The 22,251-nt window shown below is 50.8% G+C and carries 18 protein-coding genes and 1 pseudogene; 3 read left to right on the plus strand and 16 right to left on the minus strand.

All coding sequences use genetic code 11. The features are described from left to right. The first annotated feature begins 10 nt into the window (after nt 1–10). Both FBY13_RS19180 and FBY13_RS19185 read left to right on the plus strand, forming a co-directional pair. Nucleotides 11–1,405, plus strand: a complete 1,395-nt coding sequence (locus tag FBY13_RS19180) for a glycoside hydrolase family 1 protein (RefSeq protein ID WP_145394905.1) — start codon at nt 11–13, stop codon at nt 1,403–1,405. A 394-nt stretch (nt 1,406–1,799) separates the two neighbouring features. After that, nucleotides 1,800–3,140, plus strand: a complete 1,341-nt coding sequence (locus tag FBY13_RS19185; RefSeq protein ID WP_063880634.1) for an MFS transporter — start codon at nt 1,800–1,802, stop codon at nt 3,138–3,140. 154 nt (nt 3,141–3,294) lie between these two features. Here the strand turns inward: FBY13_RS19185 and FBY13_RS19190 are convergent, their stop codons facing one another. Genes FBY13_RS19190 through FBY13_RS19205 form a run of 4 tightly spaced genes read right to left on the minus strand, consistent with a single transcriptional unit; the run spans nt 3,295 to nt 7,245 of the window. After that, nucleotides 3,295–4,647: an MFS transporter gene (locus FBY13_RS19190; RefSeq protein ID WP_145394906.1), complete on the minus strand. Its 1,353-nt coding sequence runs from the start codon at nt 4,645–4,647 to the stop codon at nt 3,295–3,297. Between the two features lie 38 nt (nt 4,648–4,685). Then, nucleotides 4,686–5,618 (minus strand): SMP-30/gluconolactonase/LRE family protein, encoded by a 933-nt coding sequence (locus tag FBY13_RS19195; protein ID WP_109717485.1) that lies wholly within the window; start codon nt 5,616–5,618, stop codon nt 4,686–4,688. Beyond that, a complete protein-coding gene (locus FBY13_RS19200; protein WP_145394907.1) occupies nt 5,615–6,553 on the minus strand; it encodes a hydroxyacid dehydrogenase in 939 nt (312 codons plus the stop codon). Before FBY13_RS19200 ends, FBY13_RS19195 begins: the two co-directional genes overlap by 4 nt. Then, complete coding sequence (locus tag FBY13_RS19205) at nt 6,553–7,245, minus strand: methyltransferase (protein WP_096012779.1); 693 nt, start codon at nt 7,243–7,245, stop codon at nt 6,553–6,555. The genes FBY13_RS19200 and FBY13_RS19205 overlap by 1 nt, the downstream gene beginning before the upstream one ends. 171 nt (nt 7,246–7,416) lie before the next feature. On the opposite strand from FBY13_RS19205, the gene FBY13_RS19210 reads away from it, so the two are divergent. Next, nucleotides 7,417–8,133: an IclR family transcriptional regulator gene (locus FBY13_RS19210; RefSeq protein WP_145394908.1), complete on the plus strand. Its 717-nt coding sequence runs from the start codon at nt 7,417–7,419 to the stop codon at nt 8,131–8,133. Nucleotides 8,134–8,265: 132 nt separating this feature from the next. Here the strand turns inward: FBY13_RS19210 and FBY13_RS19215 are convergent, their stop codons facing one another. The 12 genes and pseudogenes from FBY13_RS19215 to FBY13_RS19280 form a co-directional block, all read right to left on the minus strand. Further along, nucleotides 8,266–9,024: an ABC transporter ATP-binding protein gene (locus tag FBY13_RS19215; protein WP_096012781.1), complete on the minus strand. Its 759-nt coding sequence runs from the start codon at nt 9,022–9,024 to the stop codon at nt 8,266–8,268. Further along, nucleotides 9,021–10,013 carry an iron chelate uptake ABC transporter family permease subunit gene (locus FBY13_RS19220; RefSeq protein WP_145394909.1) on the minus strand — a complete coding sequence of 331 codons (993 nt, stop codon included), beginning with the start codon at nt 10,011–10,013 and terminating at the stop codon, nt 9,021–9,023. Before FBY13_RS19220 ends, FBY13_RS19215 begins: the two co-directional genes overlap by 4 nt. Further along, the gene (locus FBY13_RS19225; protein WP_063880626.1) at nt 10,003–10,962 is read right to left on the minus strand and encodes an ABC transporter permease; all 960 of its coding nucleotides are present in this window, start codon (nt 10,960–10,962) and stop codon (nt 10,003–10,005) included. Before FBY13_RS19225 ends, FBY13_RS19220 begins: the two co-directional genes overlap by 11 nt. After that, nucleotides 10,963–11,904, minus strand: a complete 942-nt coding sequence (locus FBY13_RS19230; RefSeq protein WP_145394910.1) for a siderophore ABC transporter substrate-binding protein — start codon at nt 11,902–11,904, stop codon at nt 10,963–10,965. 273 nt (nt 11,905–12,177) lie between these two features. Beyond that, on the minus strand, nt 12,178–14,325 hold the full coding sequence (locus tag FBY13_RS19235; RefSeq protein ID WP_255474510.1) for a TonB-dependent receptor domain-containing protein: 2,148 nt from the start codon (nt 14,323–14,325) through the stop codon (nt 12,178–12,180). A gap of 1,092 nt (nt 14,326–15,417) precedes the next feature. Continuing rightward, nucleotides 15,418–16,314 carry an alpha/beta fold hydrolase gene (locus tag FBY13_RS19245; RefSeq protein WP_145394911.1) on the minus strand — a complete coding sequence of 299 codons (897 nt, stop codon included), beginning with the start codon at nt 16,312–16,314 and terminating at the stop codon, nt 15,418–15,420. 3 nt (nt 16,315–16,317) lie between these two features. Further along, the gene (locus FBY13_RS19250) at nt 16,318–16,758 is read right to left on the minus strand and encodes a DMT family transporter (RefSeq protein WP_145394912.1); all 441 of its coding nucleotides are present in this window, start codon (nt 16,756–16,758) and stop codon (nt 16,318–16,320) included. Between the two features lie 3 nt (nt 16,759–16,761). Next, nucleotides 16,762–17,379: a TetR/AcrR family transcriptional regulator gene (locus FBY13_RS19255; protein WP_145394913.1), complete on the minus strand. Its 618-nt coding sequence runs from the start codon at nt 17,377–17,379 to the stop codon at nt 16,762–16,764. Nucleotides 17,380–17,603: 224 nt separating this feature from the next. Then, nucleotides 17,604–18,299 carry a hypothetical protein gene (locus FBY13_RS19260; protein WP_145394914.1) on the minus strand — a complete coding sequence of 232 codons (696 nt, stop codon included), beginning with the start codon at nt 18,297–18,299 and terminating at the stop codon, nt 17,604–17,606. Between the two features lie 498 nt (nt 18,300–18,797). Next, nucleotides 18,798–19,901, minus strand: a complete 1,104-nt coding sequence (locus FBY13_RS19265) for a hypothetical protein (RefSeq protein ID WP_145394915.1) — start codon at nt 19,899–19,901, stop codon at nt 18,798–18,800. 106 nt (nt 19,902–20,007) lie between these two features. Next, nucleotides 20,008–20,738, minus strand: a pseudogene (locus FBY13_RS19270) (primase-like DNA-binding domain-containing protein); the annotation flags it as partial. A 405-nt stretch (nt 20,739–21,143) separates the two neighbouring features. Beyond that, the gene (locus FBY13_RS19280; protein WP_145394916.1) at nt 21,144–22,244 is read right to left on the minus strand and encodes a protein kinase; all 1,101 of its coding nucleotides are present in this window, start codon (nt 22,242–22,244) and stop codon (nt 21,144–21,146) included. Between the last annotated feature and the right edge of the window lie 7 nt (nt 22,245–22,251).

A 22,251-nucleotide genomic window follows, 5' to 3' on the forward strand; every position in this document is an offset into this window, starting at 1 on the left:
GGAGAGTCAGATGAAAACATTTCCAGAGACATTTTTGTGGGGCGGGGCGCTTGCCGCTAACCAGGTAGAAGGCGCGTATCTCAAGGATGGTAAAGGCTTGTCCACCTCTGATGTACAACCACAAGGGGTTTTTGGCCCGGTTGTCGAACGCGTGGCGGGAGACAGCGGCATCAAAGATATCGCAATCGATTTTTATCACCGCTATCCCCAGGACATCGCGCTGTTTGCCGAAATGGGGTTTAGCTGTTTACGCGTTTCCATCGCCTGGACGCGCATTTTTCCCCATGGCGACGAGGCGCAACCTAACGAGGCGGGCCTGGCTTTTTACGATAAATTGTTTGATGAACTGGCAGCACACAACATTACGCCTCTGGTCACGCTGTCTCATTACGAGATGCCGTGGGGGCTGGTTAAACAATACGGCGGCTGGGGCAATCGCCAGGTCATCGGCTTTTTCGAACGTTATGCCCGTACCGTTTTTACCCGCTATCAACACAAGGTGAAGCTATGGCTGACGTTCAACGAAATCAATATGTCGCTGCATGCGCCGATGACAGGCGTGGGACTGCCGGAAACCAGCAGCAAAGCGCAGGTTTATCAGGCCATTCACCATCAGTTAGTGGCAAGCGCGTTAGCCGTTAAAGCCTGCCACGAGGTCATCGCAGACGGCAAAATTGGCAATATGCTGTTGGGTGGACTGGTGTATCCGCTCTCCAGCAAGCCCGAAGATGTTCTGAAGGCGCTGCAGGAAAACCGCACCTGGCAGTTCTTTGGAGACGTGCAGTGCCGGGGCGCGTATCCCGGCTACATGTTGCGCTATTTTCGTGAAAACGCGATTGAGCTGGATATCACCGACGCAGACCGCGATGCGCTGATGTCGACCGTGGATTTCATCTCCTTCAGTTACTACATGACCGGTTGCGTGACCACCGATGAAGAACTGAACAAGCAGGCGCGGGGCAATATTCTGAGCATGGTGCCCAATCCTCATCTGAAGAGTTCAGAGTGGGGCTGGCAAATCGATCCTGTCGGCTTGCGCACCTTGTTGAATACCTTATGGGATCGCTACCAGAAACCGCTGTTTATTGTGGAAAATGGTCTGGGTGCCAAAGATACGCCGGATGCGAACGGTATGGTTCAGGATGATTACCGCATCAATTACCTCAATGACCATCTGCTGCAGGTCCGTGAGGCGATTGAAGATGGCGTGAATGTGATGGGTTATACCAGTTGGGGGCCGATCGATTTGGTGAGCGCGTCTAAGGCAGAACTGTCTAAACGTTATGGTTTTATCTATGTTGATCGCGATGATTCCGGGGCCGGGACATTGGCACGCAGTCGTAAAAAGAGCTTTTATTGGTATCAGAACGTGATTGCCTCTAAAGGTGCCTCGCTGAAAGCATAACGACCTTCAGGCTGGTTGAGGCTCATCCATCGTGTCGCCTCAACTTGCCTGCCATTCTTCGCGCCGCTGGTGGCGAGCGTTAACCAGTAGGCCATTCTTTCTGTCGTATTATCCCGCGCGGAACCAAACCCCATTTGCGGGAAGGCTCTGCCTGCTTTTTCTCTGCGGCTTATCCCCAAGTAGCCACAAGATCACCGCCTGAAAACTCCTGCAGCGTCACATATCACAACTCGTGCAGCTACCTTTTTGTGACAAATCACACAACCTCATAACATTTGCCTGCACAGGGAAAGGTTTACCCAGATAATGATTGTACTTTGTACACCGTAGTTTTACAGGGTAAAACAGTGATTGTGTCCCGGCGTAAAACCATGACAATTCTGCGAGGAACACCATGTCTGAAAAGATGCCGAATGGCGCTTTAACCTCCGAGATAGAACAGCAGACCGTAAAGCGCGTTATACGACGGATCCTGCCGTTCCTGATCGTCTGTTATCTGATCGCGATTATCGATCGGGGCAACATCGGGATGGCAGCGTTGCAAATGAACGAGGATCTTGGCTTGTCCAGGGCGGTCTTTGGTCTGGCAAGTAGCCTGTTTTTTGTCGGGTATTTCCTGTTCGAAGTGCCCAGCAACTTAGCGATGCAAAAGATTGGCGCAAAGATTTGGATATCACGCATCATGGTGACATGGGGCATCGTGTCCGTCTGCACCGCGTTTGTTTCAAGTGCCGAAATGCTCTATTTCCTGCGCTTTCTGCTGGGGGCTGCCGAAGCAGGGTTCTTTCCCGGCGTTATCCTTTATTTAACCTACTGGATTCCGGGTAAATATCGCGCCCGCGTCATTGCCACCTTTATGGTTGCGATCCCGGCGGCAAACTTTATTGGTTCACCGATCTCGGGCGCAATATTGTCACTGGATGGATGGTTCGGATTACGCGGCTGGCACTGGCTGTTTATTTTAGAAGGCGTTCCCGCCGTGCTTTTAGGTGTCGCCGCCTTTTTCCTGTTAAGCAATCGCCCTGAAAATGCGACCTGGTTAACCGAAGAGCAGCGTAACTGGCTCAGCACCACGCTTGCTGCAGAAAATGCGAAACGCAAAGTGATTGGCCATATTTCGTTGTGGCAGCTTCTGCGCCATAAACACATCTGGGTGATGGCACTGATTTATGCGGGTGCTTCGGCTGCCGGTTCTACATTGAGCGTCTGGTCGCCACAGTTGCTCAAGTCGTTTGGGCTGGACAACTTCACTACCGGTCTGGTTAACGCCATTCCTTATGGCCTGGCGTCGGTGCTGATGATTATCTGGGGACGCAGCTCTGACCGCACCGGTGAACGCCGCTGGCATACTGCGTTGACGCTTTTCCTGATCGCGGGCGGTTTGCTGTCAGCGTTCCTCACGCAGTCGCTGGCGGGAAGTGTGGTCATTCTGTCGCTGGTGCTGATTGGTGCTTACTCCATGAAAGGGCCATTCTGGGCGCTGGCGTCGGGCTGGATGTCTTCCACCACCGCAGCGGCGGGCTTAGCCGCTATCGGCGCAATGGCGAATCTGATTGGTGGTGGCCTGATGGTTAACGTCTACGGCATTATCAATGAGCAAACCGGCAGTCATGCATTGGCGATGGTTCCACTGGCGGTACTCTGCAGTGCGGGAGGCATTGCGGTGCTGATCATGGGCCGCAAAAGCGCGGCGAAAATCGAGGTGGATCAAAGCCTGTCGACCGCAAGCAAATAGTGGGTTCGTCTGAACATCGGTAAAGCGCCTGAGGGCGCTTTTTTTATGCCAGACACGTTTACAGGGCAGATAAAGGGCGAGAGGAGGGCGCAGGAAAGGAAAGAGGCGCCCGGAGCGCCTTGTTTTTCTTATAAAAGATAAGTTGCCGATTGCGCTACGTTTTGCGGTAAGGATCGTTGATTAACGCCACGGTGGCGGCACCTGTCATTAACACAGCGGACACTGCCAGCAGCGCCCACATAAATCCTCCGCTTGTCTGGCGCACATAGCCAACAAGAGAAGGCCCGACAAAGCCGCCCAGATTTCCGACAGAGACAATCATCGCTAAACCCCCTGCGGCGGCGCTTCCTGTGAGAAAACCTGAAGGCAATGCCCAGAACGATGCCTGAAAAGCCAGAATGCCGCTCACGGTAAAGCACAGTGCAAGCATCTTCACCACGGGGTCATCCACCACGGCGCTGCAGGCCAGCGCGATGGCGGCGATCACCAGCGCAGCGCTGATCCAGCGAATGCGGTGGCCGGATGCATTTGCACGCTGCGCCCAGAACAGCATGCTTAACGCGCCGCAGACGTAAGGTAATGCGGTCAGGAAGCCGGTCGCGGTATGGCTAACGCCAATCTGCTTGATGATCTGCGGCATCCACAAGCCGACACCGATAGAACCCACAATGCCGCAAAAGTTAATGAAAGCCAGCAGGTAGAGCAGCGGATTACGCAGTGCATCACGCAGGCTGGAACCGTGCGCCTTTTCTATCTGCTGTTGCTCGTCTGCCAGTCGCCTGCTCAGCAACGTTTTTTCCGTATCGCTTAGCCAGTTTGCTTTTGCTGGGCGGTCATGCAAAAAGAACAAGCATATTATGCCCAGGATAACGGCTGGAAAACCTTCCAGCAGCAACAGCCACTGCCAGTTACGAATATGTTCGTGTCCGGTGATTTGCATCAGCATGCCGGATAGGGGCGCGCCGATGATGTTTGCCACGGGAATCCCGACCAAAAACGCCGCCGTAATTTTTGCGCGCCAGCTTCCGGGAAACCAGTAGGTGAAGAACAGGTAAATACCGGGTGTGAATCCTGCTTCGGCCACGCCCAGACAGAAACGGGCAAAGGCAAAACTGGCTGGGCCAGTGACGAAGGCAGTCGTCATGGAGATGATGCCCCACGAAATCATAATGCGGGCGATCCAGATACGGGCCCCCACTTTTTGCATGATCAGGTTACTGGGCACTTCAAACAGGAAATAGCCGATGAAAAACATCCCGGCTCCAAACCCAAACTGTTCAGCCGTGATGCCCAGATCGGCGTTCATGCCCAGTGCGGCGAAGCTGACATTGGTGCGATCCAGATAACTCACGACATAACAGAGGAAGATAAAGGGCAGGATACGGCGGAACGCTTTACCCGCCGCTAACTCGCTTTGTTCAAAATCTGTTTGATTCATTTCTTCACGAGATGCGGACACGGCTTGCGGCTCAACAGGTGAGCCGGCGCTTGCAGAATGCAGATTCATGGTTGCCTCCGCTGCGTTCAGTAAACGCAGAGTTGTTCTCAGAGAAAAGCAGTGGAAAGGAAGGGCAGTGGGTGGCCTGGTGTTTTCATTGAACAGGTAAGAATGCTGCCGCTGACGGATTCGGTAATAAACAGCTGCTGTAAATTTTCTCCACCAAAACAGAGATTAGTGGTGGAGCGTCCGGCGGGGCTGGTGAGGATTTCTGCAGGCTCAGCCAGATCGTTGAGCAGCCAGACGCGGCCCAGGCCCGGATTGGCAATCAGCAGCTCGCCGCGCGCGTTCATCGCTAACCCGTCGGGACCGCTGGGTCCGTGCGAGGTAAAATATTGACCGACCTTGCTGATCGAACCCTCTCGCTGAAGCGGCACGCGCCAGATTGAGTTACCGCGCGTCATGGCGACATACAGCACCTTTTCATCTGGCGACAGAACCAGCCCGTTTGGGCTGGGGCAGTTATCCAGCAGGATATCCAGTCGGCCGTCCTGGCTGAGTCGGTAAACCCGTCCGGTGGGATCGTGCAGCCCGGTTTGCCCTTGATCGGTGAAGTAAAGATTTCCGCGACTGTCAGGCGTTAAATCGTTAACGCCACGAAAACTCTCGCTATTGCGGCGCGACAGCCAGGGGGTGATCGTTTGCGTTTTAAGACAAAGCTTCATTAACCCGTGACGATAATCCGTAATCAGAAGCGTATCCGGGTCGGTGAGTTTCATGCCGTTGGGTTCGCCGTCGTACTGCACGACGATCTCCCAGTTGCCTGCCATATCGACCCGGAATATCCGGCCAAAGGGGATGTCGGTCAGGTAAAGACAGCCCGAAGGATGCCAGACCGGCCCTTCCAGAAACGAATCGGTAAGCTGGCCGCCGCGATTGGCGGCAGCCCAGGCATTGTTGCTGTCGGGTACGCGGAAACGGTCAGGCAGCCGGGTGAAAATCGTTGTCTGCCTGACTTCCGCTGTTGTCAGGCACATCATACGGTGGCTTCCTTTTGCGCTAAGACCTTGAGCAGATTGGTCACGGAGGCGGTGCCCATTTTCACATAAGAGTTATCGCTTACGCCGCCGATGTGCGGGGTAATGATGACGTTTTCGACAGACTGCCAGATGTGCGGCGCAGTAAGAGGTTCAACGGTGAAACTGTCCAGGGCGGCGCCACGGAGTTTGCCGCTCTTAAGGGCCCGAATCAGGGCATCATCATCAATCAGTCCGCCACGTGCGGTGTTGATCAGAACGGCACCGGGTTTGAACTGGGCCAGCGCCTGTTCATTAATCATCTTGCTGTTTTGCGCGGTAAGGGGACAGTGCAGCGACACAATATCTGCGCGTGCATACAGCGTGGCTAAATCATCCACCTGCTCACAGCCCGCGGGCAAGATTTTCGCCCAGGGATCGTAAGCAATAACCTGCATGCCAAACACGCGACCAATATCCGCCACCCGGCCGCCAATCGCGCCCAGCCCGACGAGCCCGAGCGTCCGACCTTCCAGTTCAAGTGACTTGTGGGTGGATTTATCCCAGTGTCCCTCACGCATCCGGCGATCCAGCGGGAGCAGGGATTTTGTGCAGGCCAGAATCAGTGCCCAGGTATGTTCAGCCACCGCCGCCGCATTGGCGCCTGGCGCAGACTGGACGCTGATGTTGCGTTCGCCCGCCGCATCTTGATCAATGACGTCAATGCCGCTGCCATGCTTGGAGATCACGCGCAGCGCAGGCGCGGCATCCATAATGCGTGCGTTGATTTTTCCATAGCGCACCACGATCCCAACGGGATTATACTGCTGGCACAGCGTGAATAAGTCGTCTTCAGACGGCTTACTGCCCGCAAAAACCACCTCATAATTGTCCAGCATCGCGAGCGCGGCGGGGGCAAGATCTTCGCCAGTCACGATGACGGTGTCCTGTTTGCGCATCAGAGTTCCTCCCCTTCCGCTAACATGCCAGCTGCACGCAGTGCACCGTTCAGCCAGCCCGGTCTTTTGTCCCCCGCTTTGATCGCGGCAATACGACGGGTTTCCATATCCAGCTTTTTCGCCGCGAGTGCTAATACTATTTCAACGTCGTCGCGCGGCACGACCACCACGCCATCGATATCTCCGACCACAAGATCGCCCGCGTTAATCGTGGCACCGGCAACGGAAACGGGATAATTCACGCGCCCGGGAATCGACTTGGTTGGGCCACAAGGGTTAAGGCCTGCGGAAAAAACAGGGTAGGTGTGCGTGCTGAGTGCATCGGCATCCCTGACTGCGCCATCGATGATGATGCCAGCAATGCCGGACGCTTCGGCCTGGGTTGCCATAATCTCGCCCAATAGCGCGCAGCTGATATCACCTTTACCATCAACCACGATGACGTCACCAGGTTTGGCAACCGCCAGCGCAGCATGGATCGCCAGGTTATCACCGGGACGAACCTCGACGGTCACTGCCGGACCCGCCACTTTCATATGTGCACCCAAGGGCTTGATGCGGCCATGAAGTGTGCCCCTTCTGCCTGCCACATCAGCAATAATCGCGGCCTGAAATTCAGCCGCGCGTCTGACATAATCAGCGCTGACTCGCGTAACTTCACGGTTAATCATGGGTTTTTCATTAGCGGACATAGCGTACCTCATAGGTTGTTTTACACAGTAAAACCAGGTTGTACATTATGAAACCACTATATCGGTGATACTGACGATGACGCCAGTGTTGCGAGCTTGTTTGTGATGTAAACAAGATGTGACTCACAGTTTCGGGTACACTCGGTTCCAGCAAAAATCAGGAGAAGCAAAATGGGAAATGAAGGCGTTAATGCTGTAGAGAAGGCACTGGCCTTGCTGGACTGTTTTAAGCCAGGCGAAGAAAGTCTGTCACTCACGGCGTTGTCACAGCTTTCGGGTTACCATAAAACCACCGTTTATCGCCTGATGAATTCGCTGGAACGCATGAGTTATGTGGTCAGAAGGGAGAATGGCATTTATACCCTGGGGCCAAGGTTGCTGTATCTGGGCAAGCTGTATGAACAGTCGTTTCATCTGGCCAGCGTGGTTCAGCCCGAACTGCAGGCGCTGGCCTCGGCAACAAACGAAAGCGCCAGCTGGTATGTGATTGATAACGGCCAGCGTCTTTGTGTCTTCCGTGCGGAATCGTCGGACGGTTTGCGCCATACGCGACTGCCTGGCTCGCTTTATCCGCTGGATAACTCGGCGATTAGCCAGGTGCTGCGTCACTGGGGAATGGGCGAAAGCTTGTTTACTGACGCGCCCGATTTACCGCTCTATACCTCAGGCGCGCGCGATCCGCATACTGCCGCCTTTGCCATCCCGGTGTTTGGCGAAGGGGATAAATTGACGGCGGCCCTTGCGCTGACGGGGCCATCGTCACGATTAACCCTGGATCGTAAAGCGGCAGGGCTGGGCGACCTGATGCGGGACAGTGCGGCCAGACTGTCGGCCCAACTGGGCGCGAGAAAACCTTTCTGTGATTTCGTTTATGCACGTAACGCGTGAAAAGCGTATGGCAAAAAACACGCATTCTGTAGGCCCACATTAACGCAGACCCGGCTGACAGGCGGACGGTTGCCCGGCATGAGCGTGACAGGGCCGGGGAAAACCGTCGGCGGTTATGCTCAGTGCACAGGATTAACGGTAGTAAACCGCAATATGTTGCCCCGCCACGGTTTCAACCGCGACAGGTATTTCAAAAAGGCGTTCGATCAGATCGGGTTTCATCATTTCAGCCGGGGTGCCTCTGAAAAAAACCTCACCCTTTTTCATGGCGATAATATGGTCTGAATAGGTCGAGGCGAAGTTAATATCATGGATGACCAGGATAATGGATTTTCCCAGCTCGTCAGCGGCGCGCCGTAGCTGCTTCATCATGGTCACGCTGTGTTTCATATCAAGATTATTTAGCGGCTCATCCAGCAGAACATATTTGGTATTTTGACACAGCACCATGGCGACAAAGGCGCGCTGCCGCTGTCCTCCGGACAGTTCATCAAGATACCGCTCGGCCAGTGGCAGTAAATCCAGAAAATATAATGCCTGATGAATATGATGCTTATCGTTTTCCGTTATGCGCCCTTTTGAATAGGGATAGCGGCCGAAACTCACCAGATCGTAAACCGTGAGTCGGCTGGTAAAATGATTATCCTGCCGCAGGACTGACATGATTTTCGCCAGCTTCTCGCTGTGCGTTTCATTGACGACCAGCGAGTCGATCCTGACCTCGCCACTGTCGGGCATCATCAGGCGGCTAATGACTGACAGTAATGTGGATTTGCCGGCCCCATTAGGCCCGATGATTGAGGTGATACCGGATGAGGGCAGGGTTTCATTAATGTTTTTAAGGACAGATAAGGGTCCGTACGCTTTATTAACATTTGCAACTTCAATCACGTCGCCACCTTTTTCAGAACCAGATAAATAAAGAGCCCACCGCCAAAGAATTCAATAATGACGGAGAGCGTTCCCGCCATATTGAACAACTGCTCCAGGAGCAACTGTCCGCCCGTCAGCATAATGATGCCAATAAGAATCGCCCCCGGTAGCAAATAACCATGACGCCAGGAGCCCACCACCGGCCAGGCAAGGTTAACCACCAACAGTCCAAGAAACGTCATCGGCCCGACCAGCGCGGTTGAAATCGCCACCAGCAGCGAAATCAGCAGCAGCAGGCCGGTCACATAATGTTGATAGGGCACCCCCAGTGCCGTCGCGCTATTGCGCCCTAGCGCAATGACGTCAAGGCGATGCCGAAGCCGCCAGACGATAACGGTGATCGCAACAATCATCATGGCTGAAATGGCCAGTACCTCAGCATCAGCATGGGTAAAGGTGGCAAACATCCGGCTTTGCAGCACGGCAAATTCGCCAGGTGACAGTAAACGCTGCATCAGACCGGAAAGGCTGCGAAACAGCGTGCCGAACACCAGGCCAGTTAACAATACCCGGTGAAGATCCAACCCACTGCGGTTGAATAACCAGCGGTAGAGCAGCGTGGCAAAGATCATTAACAGCGCCGTTTCGCCAAGAAACTGCACCACGCTGCCCATCTGACTCAGTTGCGAAAGCTGAATAAAAAACACCAACAGGGTTTGGAGAAAGACAAAGAGTGACTCAAGCCCCATCACCGACGGCGACAGAATGCGGTTTTGCGTAATGGTCTGGAAAAGCAGCGTGCTGATTCCGGATGCAAAGGCGACCAGTACGATGGTTAATAAAATCTGCCCTCGGTGTTTCAGTATATAGCTGATATTTCCCTGCAGATTAAGGGTCATAAAGACCAGGGATAATACGACCGCAAGCAGCGCCAATATCCACAACCGCTTCACGGGCGATCGTGCCGCTTTAGGGGCGTGGGACGGTTGCAACAGATCAGTTGGCATAGCGCTTTCCCCTGATAATCAGCACCAGAAAAACGGCTGCGCCCAGCACGCCGAGTAAGGCGCTGACCGGAATTTCAAAGGGATAAATAATCAGCCGTCCCAGGATATCGCAGCTCAATACCAACATGGCGCCTGTCATGGCGACCCAGGGCACGGTTCGTCGCAAATTATCGCCAAAAATCATGCTGACAATATTTGGGACGATCAATCCCAGGAAAGGTAAAACACCGACCACAACGATAACCACGCCGCTGGCGATGGCGATCATGGCCATGCCCGTTAACTGAATCTTGCGGTAGTTAAGCCCGACGTTAACAGAAAAATCATGGCCCAGGCCGGCCACCGTGAACCGATCGGCAATGAAGGCCGCCAGCAGGGTAATCAGCCCGACAATCCAGAGCAGCTCATAGCGCCCCTGCATCACGCTGGAAAAGTCACCGGATTCCCAACTGCCCAGGGATTGCAGGATATCAAACTGCATCCCCAAAAATGTCGTCACGGAACTGAAAACGGCCCCCAGCATGATGCCTGTAAGCGGCACGATAAAAGCGCTTTTCTGACGGATGTGTTGAATGAGCAGCATAAACAGCACCGTGCCAGCCAGGGCAAACAGGGACGCGATGCACATTTTGACGATGACGGGCGCGGCGGGATACCAGACCATCACCAGCAAAAGCCCCAGGCTTGCGGATTGCGTGGTGCCCACGACAGAAGGCTCAACAAAGCGGTTTTGCGTCAGCATCTGCATGATCTGGCCCGCGACACTCATCGCACTACCGGCCAGCACCAGCGCGACGGTACGCGGAAAGCGGCTGATAAACAGAATGTCCCGCATCTCTGCATCTTGCCACAGGTCGATTAATGACACGCGGGTTACGCCCGTCACTAAGCTCAGAATAACCAGCGCAGCCAGCAGGCCCAGGCTGACAAGATAAGCCCCGTATTTCATTCAGGGCTGGTTCCCGGCCGCGATCAGGTGCTGCCTGATCTGCTTCATCATAAGGCTGTAGCTCTGGATTCCACCGGCAATATACAGCGAGGCGGAATCCAGATAGATAATTTGCTGCTTTTTCCAGGCGGTGGTGCGGCGCACCAGCGGATTATCCAGTACCTGGCGGGCCGACAGGCCTTCTTTGCTGCCGATGGCGCTGTCACGATCCAGAACGAACAGCCAGTCGGGGTTGGCCTGCATGATCAGCTCGGGTGAAATGGCATTGCCATGTTTGCTGGCGTTTGGCATAGCGAGTGCAGGTTTGAACTGCAGCACATCAAAAATAAAACCAAAGCGGGAGTGCGGCGTGTAGGCGCTGAGTTTGCCTCCGTTTACCATTAACATCATGGCGCTGCCCGACTGAGCGGCGGCGGTGCGAAGGTCTGCAATTTGTGCATTAAAGGCGGTTAAAACGGCCTTTGCCTGGGCCTGTTTACCAAAGATCTCCCCCAGTTGCGTAGTACGCTGTGTCAGACTTGCCATGACATTGTTCGGGTCAAGATCCAGCGAAACGGTTGGGGCGATATCGCTGAGTTTGTTGTAGGCCGCAAGGGCTCTGCCACCCGCAACGATCACATCCGGCCCGGCAGCGCTTAAGGCTTCATAGTTTGGCTCAAACAGCGTGCCGGCATTGAAATAGTCATGGCTGTTGTATTTAGCCAGATGCGCCGGATAGGTGAAACCGGATTGCGCGACGCCCACAGGGTTAATGCCTAACGCATCGGCAATATCCAGCGTGGCCGGATTCAGGATCACCACGCGTTGGGGATGCAGCGGCAGCGCGGTGGTTCCCTGTAGATGCGTGACGCTGACCGTTTGTGCCGCCTGGACCGAAGCCGGGGGGAAAACGGTCAGTATGCAGGCCAGAGTAAATAAAATCGTCAGAAGAGGGAAACGCATAAGTTCTCCTTGCGCGTTGCTTTTATCCATGGGAAAGCATTCGTAGTCGGTTATAAATAATCGTTAATCTGTGCGTCAGGTCAGATAACCGGCGCGCCTTGCCTGTATGACGCTCAACGTGCCAGCACCGCTTACTCTCAGGCCGCAATAAATAAAACGTGATGCTGGCATCTGTTAACGTTCAGGTTTTATATCGCCATACCGGGCTGGTTTACCTGAATCATCCTTTTCAAAACGCCGTTAATGCAGCGGCCTGATAACAAAGCAGGGCGATTAGAATGAGGCCGTTATTGAGGCATACATGGTGCGACCGGGCACCGCGTAATTGTTGCCTGAATCCCCGCTTGAGGACGGATTGTCAGAGACAGGATTTTTATCAAAAAGATTGTCCAGCCCGACATTAAACTTAAGGTGTTTCGTTGCCCTGTATTGTCCTGACAGACCATAAATCATGTAGGCTTTTCGGATACGTGCTGTCGCGGTATTGCCTCGCGCGGCCTGGTCTGCGCTGCTGTTCAGTCCCAGCATTTTTCCATAGTATTTTGCGGTAAATGAAAGGCTTATGTCGTCATTAACCTGCCAGTCAAGAGAAGACCAGGTGGAGAGTTTTGGCGTTGTCACTAACATCACGCCCAGAGAATCTTCGGCTTTAATCATTCGCGTGAGCGTGTTATTCAGTGACAGACGCTTCATCCAGGGACCCTTTTCTTCTGATATCAAGGGAAGGGTTAAATTGCCCTCCAGGCCCTGGGTTCGCGCAGTGTCAAGATTGACGCGTTCAAGCCAGTAGCGGCCGGAGGTATCGCCCGGAATATAGCCAACAGGTGCCGCGGCAATTTTGTCTTTGAATCGGCTGTCAAAGAAAGTCAGTCCTGCACTCCATCCCTCGTAATCGAAGATTGCGCCAACTTCCCAGTTTTGTGATGTTTCAGGCTTGAGTTGGTCGCTGCCCATCGTGTAACAACCCCCGCCGTTGTAATCGGCATAGCCGTTACATCCCGCGCCTTTTGAGGATTCAATAAAGCCTTTGCTTGCCTGGCGCACGCTGGGTGCTTTAAAACCTTCTGAATATCCGCCTTTTAATGTCCACGCGTCCGTGGCTTGCCAGACCAGATAGGCGCGCGGCGTTGTTCTGTTACCGTAATCGGTATTATCTCTGCGCAGGCCCAGAGTCAGTGAAACATCCTCCAGCAGGTCGATCTGGTCTTCGACGAACAGGCCGGTGCTTTTGGCTTCACCGCTGTGTTTGCCGTAGGTGCTGGAGGCGTCCGCCACCACGCCGATAGAACGAGGATTGTTCAGCTCTTCTTTTTTCCACTGTGCGCCGAATGTCAGGTTGTGCGGTAAGCCGAACTCAAAAGGCAGGTTAATATCGCCTTCCACGATGCTTTCTTTATTCCATAGCGCGACATCCTGGCTGCCCGTTACCGTAGCGCCAGAAATCACCGGGATATCGGACACCCAGTTTTTGAACTTATTTTGATAGGCGTTCAGCTTCACCGTGCCAAAGTCAAAAATACCGCGATAATCCAACGCATAATTTTCACGTTCAAGTTTATCCACGCCACGCAGCGCAATTTCACTGCCGTCACTGGACTCGCCGGGAATCCCTTTTTCGGTTCCCTGCTGAGTGGAAACGGACAGGCGGTGATTAGGGGTAATATCCCAGCCGAGTTCTGCGCCGTAATTTTCATTCTTGCGTCCTTCCTGGCCGCTTCCCCAGCGCAATGCGTCGGTCTCGCTTTTATCCGCTTCGCGCTTATTCCACGAACCGTTAACGCGTAAATCAAATCCATTACCCAGCGGGCCGCCGATGCTGCCTGTCCAGGTTTGGGTGTTTCCCCGGTTACCATCTTGCGGCTGACGGGTGCCTGCCGTTAATGCACCGTGCCAGGCATCATTATTTTTTTTGGTGATAATATTCACCACACCGCCCATCGCATCTGAACCATAGAGCGCGGACATTGGCCCTCTGACCACTTCAATACGTTCAATGGATTCGGTTGGAATCCAGTTAATGTCGTCGAAATAGTTTTGCTGTGTGCTTTTGATGCCGTTACTTGAGCCTATGCGTTTGCCATCCACCAACAACAGCGTATATGCCGCTGGCATTCCGCGCAGTTGAATACCGGAACTCACGTCTGTACCAATCGCTTTTGTTACGCCTGCGACACGTTCGAGAATATCCGCCAGATCCGTGGCCGATTTGCCGATGTCTCTTTCCAGCTGTTCTGCGGTGATGACAGAGATGGATGCGGGTGCATCTTTGAGCCGTTGTTCAATTGCCGATGCCGTTACTACCATCACATCTTCATTGTCGTCGTTAATATCAGGCTCAGCCAGCGCGGGGGAAACCATACCAAAGGCGGGAATGAATAAACTCGTAGTAATATGACGGGTGATTTTTTTTAACGGCAGCATAACGATTAATCCTTTAACGATTGTCATCCAGTTTAGGAAGCCACACTCGAAAGAAATCATAATTCCATATGCAAATGGGAATCAACTCAAGAATCATTATCAATTGTCGAAAAAATAAATCCGTCCGGAAACTGAATAGTTTTTTTAACGGATAAAGGCGAGCGGGAGGAGAGGGCGGCACCACGAATCGCTCGCGAGAGTTTGGCGTTAACTGATTTAATTGAAATGATTTTTACTTGTAATTTTCAGAATTTAACATTGAGTTAACGGTGAGAATAAATAATAAGGTGCCTATAAGTAACTTGCAAAGATTAAATATTCTCTTCTTTATAATCCATAAGCTTTTAAGAGTGAGTAACGATTTTTTATTGAATAGTTAACTCATCATCAACTTTACAGGAACGTTTAAAACATAACATGGCCTTGTCCGGTTTGGTTCCGGCATTGCGTGGATGGCGTGTCATTCAGATTTGTCATGGTTTCATGACAATACAGGGTGCGACAGGCTGAAATGACGGGGAATATCCGGGCATATATCCATCACCGCCACGAAGGTGGTTATCAGGTGGGCGAGGGCTTAGCCTCTGTTTTAAATAGGCCTTTAAGCCCGAAACGCGTTTGACGCCACCTTGCTCGCGTTAGAAAGGAACGCGGAGTTTGGGGGCGTCATTCACTTTTATTTTCCACACAGAACCACTAATGAAACTGAATGTTATGGTTTCGTCATTTACCGACAGCTGTTAGAAAGAACCTGATGAAGACGTATTGCCAGTTTGCAGGCTTTCAATATTCCCTTTGCTCAAGCTGATTAGCGTTACAGTTAAAGAGAATATCGTCTGTCGTGAACAGCAGATATCTGTCGTTATCGACCTTTACCGTTGTGCGTTAATCGTGATACCTGTCGGTTTATTCTGATAACAACTTAAGAAATTGCTGGCTTAACATGCGTGGCTTTATTTTTTTCACGCAGAGTCACCGAAGCGGTTTGCTTCATCATCCTCCAAAACGCTATTTCAAAAGTTCTATGACGGCTTCGCATAATAAATTAGCGTTCTGATTACGTTATACCGTTGTCAGACTAATCAACGGATTTTAATGTGCGTACTGACCAAAAAACGAGGCTAGCGCATGGGCCGTGGCTTCGGGTTGCTCCTCGGGCTGGAAATGTCCGCAATCCGAGAGACGCTGACCCTGTACATCATCGCCGTAGGCTTTCAACGTGGCAGCCATATCAGGAATGGAACCCTGGTCGGCGGACAGTCCCAGTACCGGCATGACCAACCGCCCCTGCCTGACCAGTTCTGCATTTTGCGCAGCGGATTGAGACAGCGCCCTGTAAAATGCCAGCCCGGCGCGTAATCCCCCCGGTGTTTTAAGCAACCGCTCATATTCGGTAAGTTCAGTCTCGCCATAACAGCTGTGATCAGCGGCTTTCTCGCGGAAAAACCATTCCAGATAAATGCGCTCACGTCCTGCCAGTAAGGCTTCAGGAAGATCAGCCACGGCATGGAAGGCAAAATGCCATGTTTTCCAGGATTTGTCGGAGGCCGACGGCAGTTTATCCGGCAGTGATATTCCCGGGATACCGGCATCCATCAGGGTCAGCGCACGTATTTCATCGCCATATAACATTGCATAGGTAAAGGCGACCCAGGCACCGACGTCATGCGCGGCAAGAAAGTACGATCCTAAATCAAGTGAATCGACAAAAGCATGCAGTCGCGTGGCAACCGTTTGAGTGTCGTAACCGGAAAGCGGCTTATCTGTATCCCCCTGTCCCGGCAAATCAACGGCAATGATTCGGTATTTATCAGACAGGGGGCGCATGACATTTCGCCATGCAAACCAGCTTTCGGGGAAACCTGCCAGTAATACCAGGGGAAAGCCATCCTCACGGCCGCCTGTCACATAATGAAAGCGCAGACCATTTACACGCGCAAAGTGGTGACTAAAACCATCGGGTGCAGCGGGGAGCATAAAAGCAGACATAATCTATTCCTGTAGTAAAAGTACAGTACCGGTTAACAGCAGAACTGCTGCCATGGCACGTTGTACTGTAATGGGATGAGGGGGAACACCGAACAGACCGAAACGATCAATCACCAGAGAAAACACCACCTGCCCGGCGATGACCAGGGCGACCATCGCGGCGGCACCCAGACGCGGTAGACTGACCGTGACGCCAGCCAGCGTCATCACACCGCAAATACCGCCTAACCACGCCCATAAAGGCAGAGACTGCAGGGATGAGGTGCGCGGGAAGGTTCCGGTTGTGATAGCCCCGAGTATAAAAAGAACGAGTGCCGAAACCAGTGCCGATACCGCCGCCGCCCAAAGCGGTGAGCCCAGTGCATGGCCCAGGCGAGCATTGAAGACCGCCTGCAACGGCAGCATCGCCCCGGCGAGAACGGCAATAACGATGTAAATAATCATGGCTTATTCCAGTACCTTCAGCGCCTGAGCCACAAAACGCTCAGTATCCTGTGTGAGGGTTGAGGCCTTTCCGATGACGCGCATTCCCTGAAGTAAAGCCAGAATGACCTCGGCCGCGGCGGTTTCGTTGGTAGTCGCGGCAATGGAACCGTCCTGTTTTCCGTTTTTAATCAATTCCGCAATGTTGCTGCGTCGCTTTGCCAGCTGTTTCTCCAGACTACTGGCCGCAGCGCCAAGCTGGTCGAAGCTGGTGACACCGGCCACCACCATGCAGCCCAGCTTGCCGTCTTTTCCCTGACTGAGCTCAACATAGTCCCGCAGCAGTTCCGCAAGCTTGTCTTTACTCGTTGCCGCCTTTTCCAGCCGGGTTTTTATCTGTTCTTCGCGAAGAAACACATAGCGCTCAAGTGCCATGGCAAAGACGCCCTGTTTGTCTTTATACGCCTTGTAAACGCTACCGGTACTGAGGTTGGTGGCCGCGGTGATGTCACTGATGCTGACGCCACTAAAACCGCGATCGCGGAAAAGCCTAATAGCCCCATCCAGAAATTGTGCTTCGTTGAAAGCGCGCGGACGGCCCGCAGAGGATTGCGCACTACCGGTATGGGAAGATGGTTTCATGGCTAACCTCCAATTAGGAAATGATCGTTTCCTTTTTAAGGCATAGAGGGGGAGGTTGTCAAGGGGAAGGATGGGGAGGGGGGTTTTTGGGCGGCCTGGCGGAGTCTGGTTTCGTTATGTAAATTATTATATTTAAAGGATTTTATCTAATTAGGGTTTAGCGGATATACCTACGCGTATACCAATCTTAGAAAACGTTAGCAAAACGACTTATGAATTTTGTCTCAATGCTCCATCAAAGAAATCGCTATTTTGATGTAATCCTGTGGGGGTTTAAACCTCGACATATGCCGAATGCAGATTACCGGGATGCTCCGATCTTTGAACTTAGCGAGAAAGGCGAACGTAGTGTAATAGCCTTTTGGATGCGAATATTTCAGCGTGTTTTTATCCCCGAAATGTTTAAGCAAAAGGCTTGCTGCGGAAAGTGAAGATAGCCCATTACTGTAAGCGATAATCATATCTGGATTGCATAGAGGGAGTGTTACGTTTTCAAAGAAGCCCATCGAATTTTTTACCAGATCTTCAAGTGCTTGATTGAGCTTGAACGCTTCATTTTTTAATGATGCAGCGTTTACAGAGCACATCATTAAGGCATTCGTATAAACGACATCTTGCCAGTTATAACCAAGCTCAACTGGAATCTGTTGCAATCGTTTAGCCAGATGAGTTATTCCCCATGCGCCTTCGGTTCCACTCTGGACATTTGAAACATGAGGGAACTCATAATCATTGATGACGGATAGGTAGTTAGTCATATGGGCGTCTACTGATGAACCATTCAGTCCCATCATGATGAGGCGCTTTCGAGCAGGTGGTGAGGCCAATAGTTCAAACGCACTATCGTAAGGTCTACCTGGTAAGTCGCTCAGGCCAAAGCTTGCAAGTCCGTCCAGAATGAAATTTTTGGTGGCGTCCACTGATAATCCGGATGTGAAATTGATGCCCCATGTTACAGGAAAAAGCTTTTTTGAATTTATCCTTCACACTGTTCACTATTTGTTTTTATTAATAATAAACAGAGGATTAAGCGATGATGGGTAAATGTAGGATGAAAGATACCATTCACCATCGATCAAGTATGGACGTAAGAAACCGGCTTTCGCCGGTTCTGGTTAGTCACGCTGCTGTGGGATCATTGCATTTCGGCAGCCAGTCGCTGCCGATTTTTTACACATTTACGGCGTATGTTCCCATGTGACAGCTCAAGCACTTCAATACTCCATAGTCTTGAGCCTATTTAAACAGAGCCTAGATGACGAGGATTAATATTTGATTGTAAGTCACACTAGATGGACTAACTTCTGAATTTTTCCATGTGCTAAATAAAAGATTATTTCCCAATAGTGGGTTTAAATAACCCGCCATCTTTTAAAATTACAAAATATTTTGTTAATCACATTAAAGTTAAAGGTGATTTAAACGGGGTTTTTAATTTTATTTATATATTCTTTTGCGCCACACAACTGAACCGAAATAGGTCTATCGCCAAAGAATGACTCCCATGTCTCTTTGATTTTATCAGCAACTTTTTGGTTAGGGTTGCTATCATAGCTAACAACCTCAATTTCAACATTCCTTCTAACCATACGAGAAAGAAGTTGTCTCATTTCAAAATCGGCGCTAGGCAAAGAGTAACCTATGAAAACTAATTTTTCAGCTTCAGATAATTCAATCCCCGCATTCTGCCAGATTATTTTATACTGTGGATTTGATAAGTCTTTTATGAAAGTTGGCATTATAAGATTTGATATTAATTTATTCTCGCCTTGTTTTCCCATGTAATTCTTATCACAGTGTCTACAGGTTTTTCCATGGGATGTAACTGTTTTCTCGTTGAACCCGACATACAGACGCATACATCTCGAACATTGAAGCCAATTTAGTGAGCCATGTATCTTCAATAGCTTAACGTTAAATCCGCCAGCTCCAAGCACCTCTAACCCTGGCTTAATTGTTTCATCGTCTTGATCAGTTGAGCTAATATAACAGCAATAATCAACAACTGATTTATTACGATGATATTCTTGAATGTAATTGTAGATTGCGTTATCTAATAAAATATCCCAGTTCGTGCTGATTACACTTACAGGGTCATGAACTCTGTAATTATTATTTGTTCTTTCACTACACTGTGTCACCAAATACTTTGCAAATAAGTCAATGTAGTCTTTATTTTCCATTTTTCGATTGATGATTTCCTTTATTGTCAATCCTATTATATTAAATGTCGCATCTCTAATTTTTAATAATTCCCCTGCCGATAGTCCTTTAAATTGAATGTTGTCAGCTAAGCATCTGTCTAAAGGAGTGAATATATCTTCAAGTTGAATGTTAGGGAAATGTTCCTCTTTGTAATAAAGGTGGTTTACAAGCAGGTTATGAAAAAGTTGAAAATCACTTTTATCGAAGTGATTAGGTTTGTATTTTTGGATTTTAAATATTTCGCCCATGATTTCTGCTTGCGTTGGTGCGCCTGCTTCTTTTGAAAATCCTGCGCCAAGAACATATACAGTTTTCAAATTAATAACCTTAATTGACTTATTTTTGCGTTTGCTATGAAATTACTATTTGTCTTTAATTTCATTGTTATGTCAAGAAAAAACCGACTTTCGCCGGTTTAGGTTTTCATATAATTGTGGAATCGTCGCACTTTGGCAGCCAGTCGGTGCTGCTTTCTTCCGTCAGGTCCAGGTTGGTCTGCACCGCCAGCTTTGTACGCCGCTTCATGTAGTGCTGTCCGTATTCCCGCATGATACTTTCCTGCGACAGGCTAAACATCTTTATGCTGAGCGGATTCTTGTGGCCGCTGGCCTCCATGTAGGCCAGATAAGCGTGATAGAGATAACGTCTGGGCTGAAGCGGCCTGATGCTGGCGTTCCCCATGTATAGCGCGTTTGCCTCCGGTGTAGTGAACAGAAGTACACCATCGGATCTGCGTCGCGCTTGATGCGCATGGCCTCGTCGGAATTCTGCTGCGGCTGAAGTAGCGACCGGGCCTGCTGTGGCTGGCTGAACTGCTGCATCAGTTGGCGCACTATAACGGCCAACTCACCGCTGATTTTTTCCTTCAGCTGCGGGTCGCGCTCGTCTGCCGGGATGATTTCCGGGAAGTGCAGGAGCACCCGGCGGCGCGACACGCCCCCGCTGCGGTCGGTAAAGCGCATCGGGTTATTGTTCACTGCCAGAATCACCGCCGGAATGTGCGTTGAGTAGGCATCATGGTACTTCGGATGCACTGAGACCGCATCGCCGCCGGTGATGGCCTTGATGCCCGCGCCGTCGCCGCTCCACTTTTCCTGATCGGGCAGGATAATCAGCGAATACCCTATCACTGCCGCGCGTTCGCGCGACACCTCACCCCATGCGCCGGGCGTGCTGGAAGGGGCGAAAGATGCAGACACGCTTTACCGTGGCTTTATCATGAATCTGATGCTGCGCTTGACGAGTACAGAACTGCCGCTGATGTTCCGTGATAAAGTTATCAGCCTTGCAGGTTGGGGGGCCGGAACCTACCGGCGTAATCGCAGGCGGTTCCCCGGCCAGAAATAAAACCCCCACAGCCCGGCATGTGCCGGGCTTTTTTACGTCTGCTGCGTAAGTGCATGTCTATGCTGCATGAAAACGCATGAGTCTCAGGCACCCAAAAACGGCAGCAAAGGCCAGCGGCGGCGCGGCCCGGAGCCACTCATGCAGGTGCATGAAAACCACTGCATGAAGTGCGCAGGCGTGGCGGGGCTACGAGCGCGCGCAGAGGGTGGTTGCTAATCACCAATAACTTTTTCAAGGGTGGCTCGAAGTTCTGAGAATGAGGGGCGGTTTGTCGGGGTGTAGCTGGTGCAAGCAGATATAGCTTCATCCAGAAGCCCTACTTTATCTAGCTTACAGTAAGTGGAAAGAAGCGCTTCAGGCCGATCCAAGCGAAGCTCACCTGCAATAGGGTACTTATTACCACTTAATAATGCCCATAGGGATTTCGCATAACTATATATGTCAGCACAAGCATTAGAGCACTCCTCGGAAGTGTTGAGCATTTCAGGTGCATAATAATGTAGTGAACCCATTTTGGTGCCTTCCTTTGTGATTTTTTCTTTATCAGGGAAGGTTGCAATACCAAAATCACTTAAAGCCCATTTGCCTTGATAGATAAGTATGTTATCTGGCTTTATATCACGGTGGTATATATTGTGCTCATGAAGTTTTTCGATTGTTTTGCAAACGTCTAGCATGCCTTTAAGTATGCTCAAAGGTGTTGACGAGTGCCTTTCAAAATATTTATCAAGTGTGATTGCTTCAGGCATCGTGAACCATGCAAATCCGTCGTCATTTAAATCATAGTAACTTTCTATTATAGGGGTTATGTGTATTCCTTTGTTATTGATTTCCTTTATTTTTTTCAAGGTGGATATTTCATCGTTAAATCTGGATAATGCTATACCCTTAGCTCTTTTGGCTATTTTCATTATAAGGGTTTTGTTATGTTTGGTTCTTACTTTCCAAACTATAGCATTACCGCCTTTACCAATTTGGCGAAGTAATAAATGATCTGATATCGAAGTGCCTTGTGTTATTATTCCTTGCCTAATAATGTCGTTAGGTAGGCTCTCAAAGAAAGATATCATTGCATTGAGTGATGAAGGTGATATTTGAATTAATTTACACAGCTTCGACTTTGAGCCTGTCATTGAAATTGCCAACGCAACTTCAGCAAGAGCTCGGGTTTTTCCAGCCATCACTCCCCAGTTTTGAATTTGAACATTTCTTGCCATGCCAGAAGATATTCCTCCAGGCTTATAATGTGAATTTATTTCTTCTAATGCTTGCAAAAAACTCCAGTCCCTATCTAAAAGAAAATAACTACGCATCTTTAAA

Origin of the sequence: Pantoea sp. SJZ147 (assembly GCF_007828605.1) — a bacterium.
Classification (GTDB): Bacteria; Pseudomonadota; Gammaproteobacteria; order Enterobacterales; family Enterobacteriaceae; genus Pantoea; species Pantoea allii.